Genomic DNA, 14,350 nt, shown 5'->3' on the forward strand with positions numbered 1-14,350 from the left:
TCAAGTCACCTCCCGGTTCGGATTCAGGGCGTGCGGCCGGCCGCGGCGTCCGGAGGCGTCGGGAAGCGGGGAAGGAGCGGTCTCGGCGGGCGGGGCCAGCAGCGAGGCGGCGACGGCCAGATGCAGCAGATAGGGCGAGGCGTCGCCCAACCCGGCCTCGGTGTAGGAGGCGAGGGCGCAGTAGCTGATCAGGAAGATCGCGCAGGCCCGGGACAGCGACGGGGGCCGCAGCAGCGCGCCGCCGCCCAGCACCACGAACAGCGCGGCCACCAGGGCGATGCCGATCAGGCCCTGCTCCTGGTAGACGGCCAGCCAGCTGTTGTCGATCGGCAGCCCGTCGAACGACTTGTCGCCCAGGCCCGCGCCGAACAGCTTCTCGACGGCCGTGCGGGGTGCCTCCAGCAGAGCGTCCCAGACCTTGGCCCGGCCGGTGAGGCTGGTGAAGTTCTCCTGGCTCTGCCCGCGCAGGAACCACGCCCGCAGCGCGGGGCCGAACCCCACCGCGGCCACCGCGGCGCACAGCACGGTCCACACGAAGCAGCGGCGCGCCGCGGCGCTGGTCAGGACGAGCGAGCCGATCGCCAGCGCCAGCCCTGCGAACAGGCCGAGGGTGGCCGTCCGGGTGTGGGTCAGCGCGAGGAGAACGGCCGACGGCACGATGACAGCGGCCGCGCTGCCCTTGTCGGTCCGGTGGCCCAGCAGGAGCAGCACGGTGAGCCCGATGAGCACCGCGGCGTACTGCCCGATCTGCGGCGGAGTGAGCGGCCACAGCGCGCCGACCAGCCGGCCGCCGTAGAGGTCGGGCAGTGCGGCGCCCGGCGAGAGGAGCGCGCCCGCTGCCACCGAGCCGAGCACCGCCAGATACATCCGGATGTGGTGTCTGACGAACGTCGCGCTGCCGTCCCACCAGCGGCTGAGCAGCCACAGCGTGCTGACGAAGAGAGCCAGCCGGGCGCAGCGGAACAGCGCGCCGAGCCCGGATTCCGGATGCGCGCTGGAGATCACGCTCGGCACCAGCAGCAGCGTGAGCAGGAGCAGATAGCCACCGGGCCGGATGGACGGCCGGGGATTGAGCACGAGCGCCAGCGCGAACGCGGCCACCAGCGCGCCCATGGTGACCAGTTGGATGAGGGAGCGGGGCAGCGGGATGATGGTCCTCGCCCCGGCGGAGCCGAGCGTGTTGAGGATCAGCAGTCCCCAGACGACTCCGACGGTCCTCGGTGTGTGCTGTCCCATCTCACCCACCGCCCAGGGGCCGGAAGGTGCTGCCCGCGTCCTGCCGGTAGGGCGCGGCCTGCCACTGACCCGAGTCGAGGACCCGGCTCGGGTCGTGGGCGACGAAGCTCCACGGCCCCATGTAGACGTTGTCATGCCAGCGGTTGTGCTGCTTGTGGGTGATCGCCTCGGCCACCCGGTCGCCCTGGTAGGGCGACCAGTCCGGGTAGGTGCCGTAGTTGGCCAGCAGCGCCATGCGGCCGCACGTGACCGTGCACTCGACGACGGAGGTGTCCAGCACGAAGCGGTTGTCGTGGATGTCCACGCGCTGGGTCTTCCACCGGCAGTCGCTGTGGAGCGGCGGGTCGGCGATCGCCGGGCGCGTGCAGCGGTCGGTGTCCTTCACCAGCAGGGTGCAGGAGCCGGTGGAGGTGTTGGCCGGGCTGTTGCAGAACCGGTCGGCGTTCTCCCACAGGGTGATACCGGACCAGTTGTTCTCCAGCACGTTGCGGTAGATCTCGATCCTGTCCGTGCGGGCCGGGATCCGCGGTTCGCCGCCGGCTTCGGACAGGTAGACGGTCCCGAACGGGAAGCTGTCCCCGCGGTCGGCGTATCTGCGTCCCTCGACCCAGTTGTTGCGCCGGATGGTGTTCTCGCGGACGACCGCGTTGTAGCCGGCCTCGTAGATCAGCGCGGCACCGTCATTGGCCTCCAGGACATTGTCCTCGACGCGGAAGTCGTTGTTGTTGGTATCCGCCCACAACCCGGCTCCGCGGTTGTCGTGCACCCAGTTGCCGCGGATGTCGGCACCGTCGACGGCCCAGAACTTGACGCCGCCGGTGCAGCCGCAGCCGGGCCGCCGCCGCTCCCAGTCGTCGCGGTTGTTGTCCGCGATCTCGTTGTCCTCGACCACCAGACCGCTGATACCGCCGGACGCCTTGTAGGCGTTCATCCCGTACTGTCCGTTGCCGCGCAGGCAACTGGCGCGGACCCGTTGGCGGGCACCGGCCATCAGCCCGGCGCCGGAGTTGTACTGGATCCTGGCGTGCTCGATCACCCATCCGTCGGCCGAGTCGTGGTTGACCACGCCCTCGTCGTGCGGCGCGACGAAGCCCTGCACGGTCAGGTGCCGGATGGTGACGTCGCGGGCGCTGCCACCGAACGCGTACTGGTTGGTCTTCCGGCCGTCGAGCACCGCGCCCGGCGCACCGAGGTAGCTGTCGCCCTTCTTCGGGACGACCTGGGCGTGGCGGCCCGGCTCGAGCCGGTGCTCGCCGGGCCGGAGCCAGAAGACGGTGTTCGGAGGGCTGCTCCGGGTCTTCGCGGCCAGGTCACCGACCACCGCGGGGTCGACCCGCACCGCGCCCGCGGGCGGCTTCGCCGGGCCGGCCGCGGGCTCGGCGCACATCCGGGCCGCGGGACGGGCCGCGGACGAGGGCGGCGCCGCGCTCGGCTCCGCCGGGCCGCCGGTTGTGCCCACACAGCCGGTCGCCGCCACCAGGGCCAGTACCGGCGCCGCCACCGGTAACGCCCGGTGCCGCCGTTCGATCCCCACGCCTCCCCCTAACCGCGGAACCTGAGTACGGTGACGAACCCCTCGGAGCTGTCGGTGAATCCGCTGCCGACCAGCGTCGTGGCGGGTTCCTTGCGCCCGAACCCGGCGGAGTACCAGCCCAGTGGCGGGTCGGTCTCGCCGCGATGCGCCCGCCAGGTCAGCCGCCCGGGCAGCTCGAGGACCGCGGAGCGGTCCTCGCCGTCCCGGGTCCAGCGGAGCACGGCCCGGTTCCCGACGAGCTCCGCGCTGACCGCCGGGCCGAGGTGGAACGCCAGGCGTGCGGCCCGGCGCGGTCCGCGCACCTCGTCCACCACCCGCAGCTCCCGGTTCGTGGCGGTCAGCTCCACCCGGCGACGGTGCACGGCGTGCCGGTAGCCGTCGTGCTCGGCGCACCAGCGGGCCGCGCCCTCCGCGGACGGGTCCGCGACCAGGACACGGCTGCGGGCGTGCCGGGTCCACAGGAACGGGCCGCCGGAGGCGGACTGGTCGGCGCCGTCCAGTTGCAGGGTGTTGTGGCCCAGGGTGGAACGGAAGTACTGCCGCCATCCGGGCTGCCCGTGGTAGCAGTACGTTCCCGGGTCGGCGAGGACGTCCACCCCGTCGTGCCGGACCTCCACGGACAGCGCGTCCGCGTGGGCGTGCGCGGCGATGGACAGGAACCCGTGCGGGCCGCCGTCGCAGCGGCACCAGATCTCCCCCGGGCCGCGCAGGATGGTCATGCCCGCGTCGGCGAAGTGGGCCGGACGGAGGGACGGACGGGTCACCGCCGGTGCGGTGGGCCGGATGAGCGCGGTCAGCAGCGGAGTGCGCGCATCGGTCCCGGTCACCGCCGGCCACCAGGCGAGTCGGCCGAACACGGCATCCCCGGTGGCCAGCAGCGAGGCCCAGCGGTCGGTGCCGTCGCCGTCCAGGACCAGCCCGTGCCCGTCGTCAGCGTCGCCCTGACGTGGCGGCCGCAGGCGGCTGTCCAGCACGGCCGCGAGCGCGTCGGTCATCCGCAGCAGCACCAGCCGGATCGAGGCGGGGACGGGGACACCGGCGGCATCCGCCTCGGCCACCGCGGCCAGGCCGAGCTCCAGTACGAGTCCGTGGTACTCGGTGGCCGACTCGCGGTTCAGGCCGGAGGCGAAGGTGTTGCTGTGCAACTGCCGCTCCAGCGACCGCAGGGCCTCGGCACGCCACCGCGCGGAAGACGGGAACCACCCGAACGCGCAGGCCGCCGCAAACTGCCCGGCGGTCTCGGCGATGACGTGGTTGTTCGCCGACGAACCGCGGCTGGGGAAGGCGGCCAGCCAGCGCTGGTGGTGCCATATCTGGGCCAGCGCCACCGGATTGTCCTCGAACAGCCCCGCCGCGCCCGGCCAGCCCTCCAGCAGCCGACGGATCCACACCCAGGAGAGCAGTCGGATGCCCAGCTCGATGCCGCTGACCCAGTGCACGCCGCACAGCGGCGGGTTGCCCCGCCACCACGACCGCAGATGCCCGGCAGTCCGCTCCGCGTACCGCTCGTCGCCGGTGAGCGCGTAGGCGGCGGCGAGCACGGTGAGGTACTGGTGCCGGGAGAGTTCCCAGATCTGCTTGATGTCCCCGACCGCGTCCTCGTCCCGGTAGGGCACGTCGAAGGCATAACCGCGCGGAGCACGGAGCCCGGTCTTCGGGTCGTACCACCAGTCCGGGTCGGCCAGGTCAGCGCGCTCCACGCCGAAGTACGCGACGTGCCCCTCCAGCAGCCGGTCCGCCTCGGCGACGAGCCGTTTCGCGGCGTCAGGGGGCACCGCGGCGAGTGCCCCGGCCGGCAGTACGGCGGTGAACCGGGCGCCGGTCACCCGCGGGCAGTCCGGCCGTGCGGACCGCCGGCGACGCCTGCGCACCGCGTCGCCGGCGCGGCCGAGTGCCTCTCCGGGGCCCATCCGGGACAGCCGCCGCAGGTACCAGCCCGCGCTCATCGTCATCGCGGCCCCGCCAGGGTCACCGGCGCCCCGCCGGCCAGCGCGGTGCGCACGGCGAGAGTGGCCGACGTGGTGGCGACCAGCGACTCCAGCGGTACCGGCATCGGCCCGCCGGTCCGCACCGCCCTGAGGAACGCGGCCAGTTCGGCGCGCTGCCCCTTGTCCCGGGTCCTGGACAGCCGCGGCGAGGTCCACCGCTCGGGGCCGTGCACCGTGGCCCGCACGAAGTCGTCGAACCGCAGCACCTTGCCGTCCGCGACGAGGTCGAGCGTCTCCTTGGGAAAGCCGGGCGAGCCGGTGGTGACGTAGCCGAGGGTGGCGGTCGATCCGTCCGGGTAGCGCAGCACGACCTGCAGGTCCTCGTTGCCGGGCGTGGCCACCGCGTACACCGCAACCGGGTCGCCTCCGAGCAGCCAGCTCACCGTGTCGATGAAGTGCCCGCCCTCCCCGGCGAACCGGGAGCCCTCAGTACCCTGCCGGAGGTACCAGCTGCCGTGCTCCAGCCGGCCGGCGTTGACCAGGTAGCGGACGCTCGCCGGACCGGTCCGGGCACCGAACCGCTTCCTGGCCTGACGCAGCAGCGGTGCGAACCTGCGGTTGAAGCCCACCTGCAGCCGGTCGTTGCCGGACTCCTCCACCGCCGCGAGCACACCGGCCAACTCGTCCTCGGTGAGGGCCAGCGGCTTCTCCACGAAGACCGCCTTCCCGGCCAGCAGTGCCCTGCGGGTCAGTTCGGCGTGCGAACTGTGCCGGGTGACCACGAACACCGCGTCGACGGCCGGGTCGCCGAGCACGGCGTCCAGATCGGTGGTCGCCTCGGCGAAGCCGAACTTCCGCTTCGCGTTGGCGGCGGAGAGCGCCGTCGTGGTCACGACCGTCGACAGTGCGACACCGTCCCGCCGGGCCAGGTGCGGGAGCAGCATCGAGGACGCGTAGTTGCCCGCGCCGACGAACGCCAGCCGCACCGGTGCGGCGGCGGCCCGGGCGGGAACGGACGCCGCTGCGCCGCGGCGCCGCACCGCCGGTACGGCCACCTCGGGAGCCGCCGGTGCCGCCGCGTCCGCCGGATGTCCGGCGGGGCCCGGGTACCGGAACAGCACGGCCACGGCCTTCAGGTCGCCGTCCGCCAGTCGCCGGTAGGTCCCGACGGCGTCGTCGAAGTCGGCGACATGGGAGACGAGGGGCTCCGCGTCGACGGAGCCGCGGGCCAGGAGGTCGAGGAAGCAGGCCAGGTTGCGGCGTTCGGTCCAGCGCACGTAGCCGATCGGATAGTCCCGCCCGGCCAGCTCGTACTCCGGGTCGTAGCGCCCGGGGCCGTAGCTGCGGGAGAACCGGACGTCGAGCTCCTTCTCGTAGTACGCGTTCCACGGCAGGTCCAAGCGGCACTTGCCGATGTCGACGACCCGGCCGCGGTCCCGGCTCAGCCGCGCGGCCAGCTCGACGGGCTCGTTGCTGCCGCCGCCGGCGGCCAGATACACCTGATCCACGCCGTGCCCGCCGCTGAGTTCGACGACGGCCGCCTCCACGGCGGCGGATGCGGGATCACCGCAGGCCACCGCGCCCAGCCGGGCGCCGAGCTCGCAGCGCGCCGGGTCCGGGTCCGCCCCCACGACGCGGACTCCCGAGGCGGCCAGCAGCTGCACCACCAACTGCCCGATCAGCCCCAGGCCGACGACCAGCGCCACGTCGCCCAGCTGCGGCTCGCCACGGCGGACGCCCTGCAGCGCGATCGCCCCCACCGTGCCGAACGCCGCGTACCGCGGCGCGAGGCCGTCCGGCACCCGGGCGTAGAGGTTCTTCGGCACCCAGTTCAGCTCGGCGTGCAGCGCGTGCTCGTTGCCGGCGCAGGCCACCAGGTCCCCCACCGCGACGTCGTCGATCCCCGTGCCGACCTGCTCGACCACCCCGCACAGCGAGTAGCCCAGCGGCGTCCAGGAGTCCAGCTTGCCCATCACCTTGCGGTAGGTGGCGGGCACCCCGTTGGTGGCCACGCTCTGCATGACCTTGGCCACCTGGTCCGGGCGGGAGCGGGCCTTGCCCAGCATCGACATCCCGGCCTCGGAGACCTTCATCAACTCGGTCCCGGTGGATATCAGCGAATAGGCGCTGCGGACCAGTACACCTCCCGGCTTGCACCCCGGTACCGGCACGTCGAGCACTGTCAGCTCGCCGCTCTTGTAGTTCTGCACAACCTGTTTCACCCGAAGTCCTCTTGTCTCTACGCCGTCAGCTGAGAGTTGTGGCCGACTCCCGAGGTCGCGCCGCGATACCAGTACTCGAGGGTCAGCACGTGCCACAGATGCTTGGCGTGGTCCCGCTGACCGGCGGCGTCCTCGGCGACGAGCCGCTCCAGCGCGTCGCGGCGCAGGAACCCGGATTCGACGAGCACGCCGTCGTGCAGCACCTCGCGGACCAGCGGCGCCAGATCGCGGCTCATCCAGGCCCGCAGCGGGGCGCTGAACAGGCCCTTGGGCCGATGGACGATCTCCTCGGGCAGGATCGAGGCGGCCGCCTCCTTGAGGACGGCCTTGCCCTGCCGTCCGGCGATCTTGCGCTCTCCCGGCACGGCGAACGCCGCCCTGACCACCTCGACGTCCACGTACGGCACCCGCACCTCGGTCGAGGCGGCCATGCTCGACCGGTCGGTATAGGTGAGGTTCAGGCCCGGCAGGAACATCCGTGCGTCGGCCAGGCACATGCGGTTGACGAAGTCGTCGAGTTCGTTGTCCCGGTAGAGGTCCGCGTGCTCGGTCAGCACGTCCTCGACCGTTTCGGCCAGGTCCGGATCGACCAGGGCGAGCAGCTCGTCCCGGTCGTACATGGTGTAGCTGCGCCGGAACGCGGTCTCCTCCGGCAGGTCGGCGAAGGAGAGGAACCGCTTGGCGAAGCGCACCGACCGGTATCCCCGGCGAGCCGTGGCGACCGGCAGCCGGTCCACGGCCCTGGACAGACCGCGTCGCAGCGGCCGCGGAACGCGCCGATAGCGCACCGCGAGCAGGTTGGCCAGGTGTTTGCGGTATCCGGCGAACAGCTCGTCCGCGCCCATCCCCGAGAGCAGCACCTTCACCCCGGCCTCCCGGGCGGCCGAGCAGATCAGGAAGGTGTTGATCGCGGCCGGATCGCCGATCGGCTCGTCCAGGTGGTACGTCATCCGCGGCAGCAGATCGAGCACGTCCGGAGCGATCTCGATCTCCCGCAGGTCGACGCCGAACCGCTCGGCGACCCGCCGGGCGTGGCGCAGGTCGTCCGGCATCGCCTCGAACCTGGCGTCCTCGGCGCGGAACCCGATCGTGTAGGCGGAGATCCCGGGCAGGTCGCGGGCCGCCAGCGCGGTCAGATAGCTGGAGTCCAGCCCGCCGGAGAGGAAAGTCGCCACGGGTACGTCGGACAGCAGGTGGCGGCGGGTCGACTCCTCGACGATGGCGGCGAGTTCCGGCCGCTCGCCGGACCGAGCGCGCTCCCGTCCCTCGGCCGCGACCTGACGCAGATCCCAGTACCGGCCGCGCTCCACCCGCCCGTCGGGTCGGCACCTCAGCCAGCCGCCCGGCGGCAGTTTCTCCGCCCCGCGCAGCGCACACCGCGAATCCGGCACCCAGTAGTACAGCAGCGAGGCCACCATCGCCGCGGGGTCCACCTGCATCGACCCGCCGGTGGCGGCGGCCAGGGCCTTGAGCTCGGAGGCGAACACCAGGCCCGAGCCCCGCCGGAGCAGGAACAGCGGCTTGATGCCGAGCTGGTCGCGGGCGAGCACCAGTTCTCCGGTGCGCTCGTCGAAGACGCCGAAGGCGAACATGCCGCGCAACCGGGGCAGGCAGTCCGTGCCCCAGCGCCGCCACGCCTCCAGCAGTACCTCGGTGTCGGAGGTGCCGCGGAAGCGCACCCCGCAGGCCGCCAGTTCGGCGCGCAGTTCGGGCGCGTTGTACAGCTCGCCGTTGTAGGTCAGGACGAGGCCGTCCGCTGCCATCGGCTGGGCGCCGGTCCCGGACAGATCGATGACGGCCAGCCGGCGGTGCCCCAGCTGCACTTCCCCGTCGCCGAGCGAGTGGCTGTAGCGTCCCGCCCCGTCCGGGCCGCGGTGGGCGAGGGTGTCGGTCATCCGGTCGGTGACGCCCTTCCCGTCCGGCCATCGGTACGTGCCCGCGATACCGCACATGTCCTATCTCGCCTCCTGGTCGCTGTCCGGGACCCGAGCGGCCCGTACGGGTAGCCGTTCCGTCTGCGGGGCGCCCGTCCCGTTCCGCCGGTCCGGGCGTTCGTTCCGGCCGCGCGCCGCAGTGTGCGGGCCGTCCCAGAGCGTGCCGTCGGTCCGGTCCCGCGGATCGGGGTCGGTCAGCACCACGCCGAGCACCGGGATGTGCTGGTCCGCGAGCTGCCGCGTCACCGTGTGCAGCCAGGCGGCGCTGCCGTGCCCGGCGCGTACGACCAGGACGGTCCGGGTTCCCAGGTGCCTCAGGTCGGTCCAGGCCGTGCCGGGCGCGACCGAGCCGACGCCGAGCCGGCGTTCCGGGGGCTCCGCGTCAGCGGTCCGCTCGCCGCCGACCACCACGACCGGGTCGTCCGGCTGCCTGCGGCTGCCGGCGAGGTGCGGGCCGGGCAGGCCGTCGACGACCGTCACCGGACCGTCCGCCGTGAGGGCCCGTGCGAGAGCCAGGGCGAGCACGCTCGTGCGGCGCGCGCACCCCAGCTCCAGCAGCGACAGCGGTTCGGCGGAGCCGCGCACGGTGCGGGCCAGGGCCGCCGCGAGCTGTTCATGTGCCGCCCGCTTCCGCCTCGGCTGCCACAGCCTGCCCGTCCGCAGGGGCAGTTCCGCGACAACCGAGGCACCCAGGTTCGCCGCGATCTCCCGGCGCAGCACGGGGCGGTCCGCCACCACCGCGCCGACCGCGGCCACCGCGAGCCCGAGGGCGAGCCCCAGGACGAGCCCGATCGCGGCGTCGGTGGCGGCGGCCGCGGGCAGCGAGTGGTGCACCGCGCGCGGGGCGTCAACGATCTGCGTCCCGGCGACGATCCGGGGCGTGCCGGTGCGCGCCTCCGCTGCCCGCTGGTCGAAGTCGGCGATCCGCGAGTTGAGTTCGGCCCGGCGGGCGAAGAGCGACTCGATCCGCGCCGACGCCTGAGGGTCGCTTCCCGGTGAACGGCCGCCGATCGACTTGTTGACCTGGGCGAGTTCGTCCCGCATCCGGTCACGCTGGTCGAGCAGGGCCTCGGTCTGGGCTTGGGCGGTCTCGCGCATCCGCCGCACATGGTCGGCGACGAACGCGTCGGCCAGCGCGCCGGCCCGGGCCACCGCCTGGGCTTCGTCCGCACCCGTCACATCGATCCGCAGCAGGTTGTTGGTCACGCCGGTGCCCCGGTAGTCCCGCAGGAAGTCCTCGGGGTCCTCGGGGGAGTGGAGGGACCGCAGGGCCCGGCCCGCGATCCGCGTGGTGCCCAGCAGCTCGACGTCGGTACGGATCAGGGTTCCGGTGTCGTTGGGCTGGTCCTCCTGGTGCGCGACCAACACCGTGGTCACCGCTGCCGGCGGCGGGGGCAGCAGGATCGCCACGCCTGCGCCGACCAGCAGCCCCAGCAGCGCCATGGAACACCAGAGGCGGCGGCGCCTGCGCACCGCCACGACCAGCGACTGCAGGTCCAGCAGCGGGGCGGCGCCCGGGGCGCCCGCGGTACGGCTCGTCGTCATGCCGGGCCTCCCCTCGCGGTGCCGCCGACCGGGACCGGCTGCTCCTGATGCTGCGCGGGGCGGTCGGCCGCCCGCTCCGGACGGGCAGCCCGGACCGGTTCGGCGACGACGACTCCGACGACCCGGTGCCCCGCGTCCGCACATGCCCCGGCGATGCCGCCGAGTTCCTCCGCGGTCCAGTTGCCCGCGCCGAGCACGACCAGGGCACCGGACTCGGTGTCGCGATCCGGCACCAGCGGGCGGGACACGGACACGTCCACCGCCGGCAGCAGCGGATCGGTCCCGGCCTCGGCGGCGAGCTCGTCGGCGGCCCGGCGGCCGAGCACGTCGCCCGCCGGTACGAGCGCCAGCACCCGCCGCGGGCCCGCGGGCAGCTCCTCCCGGAGGCGGGCACACACCCGCCGGCAGCGGATCCGCCTGTCGGCCTCGCCGCCGGACGCTCGCGGCACGGGTCGGTGCCATCGGGTGTCCAGGCCCAGCAGCCGGCGGATCCGGGCCCGGCCGCGGCCCGGACGGCGGTGCGCGAGCTGTTCGCCGGGGACCTCGACAGTGCCCAGCGGAGCCGAGCCCAGTGCGGCGGCGATCTCCCCTTCGGTGTCCAGCCGGCGGCTCATCCGCACGGCGGCGAGCTGCCCGACGATGCCGAGCAGGAAGGACAGCAGCGCCCCGGCGCCCACCCGTTGCAGCGTCGTCGGCGGTGCCTCGCCGGTGGGCCGGGCCGCCGGACCCATGACGACCAGGCCGGTCCTGCTGCTCGCCGGGGCGGCGTCGTCCAGCTTCTTCATGGCTTCCTGCAGCGCGGTGCGCAGCTTCTCCAGCTCGGTGCGGGCCTGCACGCTCTCCACGGTCCGTCCCGGATCGGACGACTCGGCCAGTTCGGTGATCCGGCGGTCGGTCTCCCGGACCTTCTGCCGCAGTGCCTCGGTTCCCGCTGCCTCGTCTGCGTCGGTACCCTCGCCGGCGAGCCGCGCGGTGAACGTGACGAACTGCTGGGCCGTCCGGTCGGAGAGCTGCTGCGCGCGCCCCGGCGTCCCGGCCGTACCCGAGATCGTGATGATGTTTCCGTCCGCCGCCTCGGCGCGTACTCGGCCCCGCAGCCCGGTGCCGCTGACCCCCGGCCAGCCGAGCGTGGCGGCCGCGCGGTCGAGCACGGCCGAACTGGTCGCGATCTCCACCTGGGTCAGCAGCTCGCGCTCCTCCCACTGCCCCGGCAGCAGTACCGAGGCCGACGCCGTGTAGCGGGGCGGGAACAGCGCCGAGGTGCCGTAGCCGACGAGCGCGCCCGCCACGGCGAGGACGGCGAGCAGGCGCCAGCGCCGACGGAGCAGCCGCCCGATCGTGACCAGGCGTATCGTGTCGTCGCTCAACGGCGTCGCCTCTTGCCCGCCTGGACCGGGGCGCCCGTCGCGACCGGAGCATGGTCGCGGCAGGCCGCGGCGTAGGCGGCGAGCAGCGACTGCTGGGAGTTGCGCCAGGAGAGCTTCCCGCCGATCCGTTCCCGGCCGATCCTGCCCATCCGGGCCCGCTTCTGCGGATCGTCCAGCAGCTGTGCGACGGCCTCGGCGAACCCTGCCTCGTCGTCGGCGGGCGCGTAGACGGCGGCCTCTCCGGCCGACACCCGGGCCTCCCGCAGGTCGAAGGAGACGATCGGCCGGCCCATCACCATGTACTCCAGGACCTTGTTCATGGTCGACACGTCGTTGAGCGGATTGTGCGGGTCAGGAGAGAGGCACACGTCGGCGGTGGACAGGTAGCGCACCAGGTCGGCGTCCGGGATCCGCCCGGTGAACTGCACCTGCTCGCAGAGCCCGAGCTGCCGGGAGAGCTCCACCATCGCGTCGAAGGTGTCGCCGGCACCGACGAACACCGCGTGCCAGTCGGTCCGCCCCAGGTCGTCGCGCAGCTTCGCGAGGGCGCGCAGGGCGTAGTCGACGCCGTCCTGCGGGCCCATGACGCCGAGGTAGCACAGCAGGTACGGCTTGCCCCGCTTCAGCTCCGGCTCCGGCGGTACGGCGCGGAACCGGTCGGTGTCGGGCGCGCTGCGCACCACGAAGACGTCCGCCGCGCTCCGGCCGCCGCGGCGCAGCGCGACTTCCCGGTAGCTCTCGTTCGTGGCGATCACGATGTCCGCGGCTCGGTAGGTCATCCGCTCCAGCGCGCATACGGCACGGTGGAGCAGGTCCTCGCCGCGGTCGAACCGGGAGAGGTACAGCTCGGGCACCAGGTCGTGCTGGTCGAAGACGAACCGCGCGCCGCGCCGCTTCAGCCACAGCGCCGGGAGGAACAGCAGGTCGGGCGGATTACAGGCGTGGACGACATCGACCGGGCCGACCCTGCGTGCCAGCCGGACCGTGTGCCACAGCGCCGCTCCGTACTCCCGCAGATATCCGGCCGGCCCTCCGGTGGCCGCGCGCAGCGGGTAGCGGTGGATCCGTATCCCGTCGATCTCGGTCTCCGGCTCGGTGTCCCGCTTCCCTCCCCGGGGGCAGATGACGTGCACCTCCCAGCCCGCGTCGTGCAGCGTCCTGCACTCCTGCCACACCCGCCGGTCGAAGGGCACCGACAGGTTCTCCACGAGGATCAGCGCGCGCCGGCCCGGCCGGCCGCCGGCGGCCGTGTCACCAGGCAAGGCCCAGATACCCCTGTTCGGCCCGGCGCGCCTCGGCGTCGGGGAGGTGGACGAGATCGATCAGCTCCGGTCCTTCGCCGGCGGGCGGCAGCGCCGAGAGGACGGCCGGGTCCCTGGTCCCGACCAGGCACACCTCGGCGTGCTCGAGCACCTCGGAGACGGAGTCGGCCAGGAGCTGGGCGAGGTGCGGCAGCCGGGTCTCGATGTACTCGCGGTTGGCGCCCAGCAGTCGGGAGAGGCTCACGTTGGCGTCGTGGATCCGCAGGTCGTACCCCCTGCCGTAGAGCCGTTCCGCCAGCTCGACGAGCGGACTCTCGCGCAGGTCGTCGGTACCGGGTTTGAAGGACAGCCCGAGCAGTCCGGCGCGGCGCTTGCCGGTGCGCTCGACCAGGTCCACCGCACGCTGCAGATGGTCGGAGTTGGAGGGCAGCACGTGGGCGAGGATGGGTACCGAGACATCGGCCCGCCGGGCCGCGTGGACCAGGCTGCGCAGGTCCTTGGGCAGGCAGGAGCCGCCGAAGGCGAAGCCGGGCCGCAGGTAGGCCGGGCTGACGTTCAGCTTGCGGTCGGCCAGGAAGACGTCCATCACCTGGTGCGAGTCGACTCCGAGCGCCTGGCACACCGCGCCCAACTCGTTCGCGAAACCGATCTTGAGGCCGTGGAAGGCGTTGTCGGCGTACTTGATCGCTTCCGCGGTCGGGACCGGTACCCGGAAGACTTCTCCGGGCAAGCCGTCGTAGAGCGCCGCCACCGCTTCGCCGCTCGCCGGATCGAGCTCGCCGATGACGGTCTTGGGCGGATCGAAGAAGTCCCGCACGCTCGTGCCCTCGCGCAGGAACTCCGGGTTGACCACGACTCCGAAGTCCACCCCGGCGGTGCCGCCGACGTACTTCTCCAGAATCGGAACCAGCAGGTTCAGGCAGGTCCCGGGGAGCATGGTGCTGCGGTACACGACGGTCTGCCGCCCGCCCCGCCCGTCGCGCTCCGCCAGCGCGGCACCGATCTGCTCGGTGACCCTTTCCAGATACGTGGTGCACAGGCTGCCGTTGGGCTCCGAGGGCGTACCCACGCAGACGAGCGTCACCTCGCTGTCCAGGACCGCCTCGCGGACGTCGGCGGTGGCGCGTAACGCTCCGCTCCGCACGACCTCGCCGACGAGTTCGCCGATCCGCGCCTCGACCACCGGGGCTCTGCCCGCGTTGACCAGGTCGACCTTCGCCTGGTTCACGTCCACTCCGACGACCTGATGGCCCCGGCGGGCCAGGCACGCGGCCGATACGCAGCCCACGTAGCCGAGCCCCAGAACACTGACCCTCATGACG

The 14,350-nt window shown here is 73.1% G+C and carries 9 protein-coding genes; all 9 read right to left on the minus strand.

All coding sequences use genetic code 11. The features are described from left to right. The 9 genes from P2424_RS17195 to P2424_RS17235 are packed head-to-tail and all read right to left on the minus strand — an operon-like array spanning nucleotide 1 to nucleotide 14,346. Nucleotides 1–1,236, minus strand: a complete 1,236-nt coding sequence (locus tag P2424_RS17195; protein ID WP_276476621.1) for an O-antigen ligase domain-containing protein — start codon at nucleotides 1,234–1,236, stop codon at nucleotides 1–3. Between the two features lies 1 nt (nucleotide 1,237). After that, nucleotides 1,238–2,770 (minus strand): right-handed parallel beta-helix repeat-containing protein, encoded by a 1,533-nt coding sequence (locus P2424_RS17200; RefSeq protein WP_276476622.1) that lies wholly within the window; start codon nucleotides 2,768–2,770, stop codon nucleotides 1,238–1,240. Between the two features lie 8 nt (nucleotides 2,771–2,778). Then, nucleotides 2,779–4,722 (minus strand): alginate lyase family protein, encoded by a 1,944-nt coding sequence (locus tag P2424_RS17205; RefSeq protein WP_276476623.1) that lies wholly within the window; start codon nucleotides 4,720–4,722, stop codon nucleotides 2,779–2,781. Further along, on the minus strand, nucleotides 4,719–6,920 hold the full coding sequence (locus P2424_RS17210; protein ID WP_276476624.1) for a bi-domain-containing oxidoreductase: 2,202 nt from the start codon (nucleotides 6,918–6,920) through the stop codon (nucleotides 4,719–4,721). The genes P2424_RS17205 and P2424_RS17210 overlap by 4 nt, the downstream gene beginning before the upstream one ends. 17 nt (nucleotides 6,921–6,937) lie before the next feature. Further along, nucleotides 6,938–8,872 carry an asparagine synthase (glutamine-hydrolyzing) gene (asnB, locus tag P2424_RS17215; RefSeq protein ID WP_276476625.1) on the minus strand — a complete coding sequence of 645 codons (1,935 nt, stop codon included), beginning with the start codon at nucleotides 8,870–8,872 and terminating at the stop codon, nucleotides 6,938–6,940. A 3-nt stretch (nucleotides 8,873–8,875) separates the two neighbouring features. Continuing rightward, entirely contained in the window at nucleotides 8,876–10,399 is a 1,524-nt protein-coding gene (locus P2424_RS17220; protein WP_276476626.1) for a Wzz/FepE/Etk N-terminal domain-containing protein, read from the minus strand. Beyond that, nucleotides 10,396–11,766: a Wzz/FepE/Etk N-terminal domain-containing protein gene (locus P2424_RS17225; protein WP_276476627.1), complete on the minus strand. Its 1,371-nt coding sequence runs from the start codon at nucleotides 11,764–11,766 to the stop codon at nucleotides 10,396–10,398. The genes P2424_RS17220 and P2424_RS17225 overlap by 4 nt, the downstream gene beginning before the upstream one ends. Then, nucleotides 11,763–13,028: a glycosyltransferase family 4 protein gene (locus tag P2424_RS17230; RefSeq protein ID WP_276476628.1), complete on the minus strand. Its 1,266-nt coding sequence runs from the start codon at nucleotides 13,026–13,028 to the stop codon at nucleotides 11,763–11,765. The genes P2424_RS17225 and P2424_RS17230 overlap by 4 nt, the downstream gene beginning before the upstream one ends. Next, the gene (locus P2424_RS17235; RefSeq protein ID WP_276476629.1) at nucleotides 13,018–14,346 is read right to left on the minus strand and encodes a nucleotide sugar dehydrogenase; all 1,329 of its coding nucleotides are present in this window, start codon (nucleotides 14,344–14,346) and stop codon (nucleotides 13,018–13,020) included. The genes P2424_RS17230 and P2424_RS17235 overlap by 11 nt, the downstream gene beginning before the upstream one ends. Nucleotides 14,347–14,350: the final 4 nt, after the last annotated feature.

This window comes from Streptomyces sp. WMMB303 (assembly GCF_029351045.1).
Taxonomy (GTDB): Bacteria; Actinomycetota; Actinomycetes; order Streptomycetales; family Streptomycetaceae; genus Streptomyces.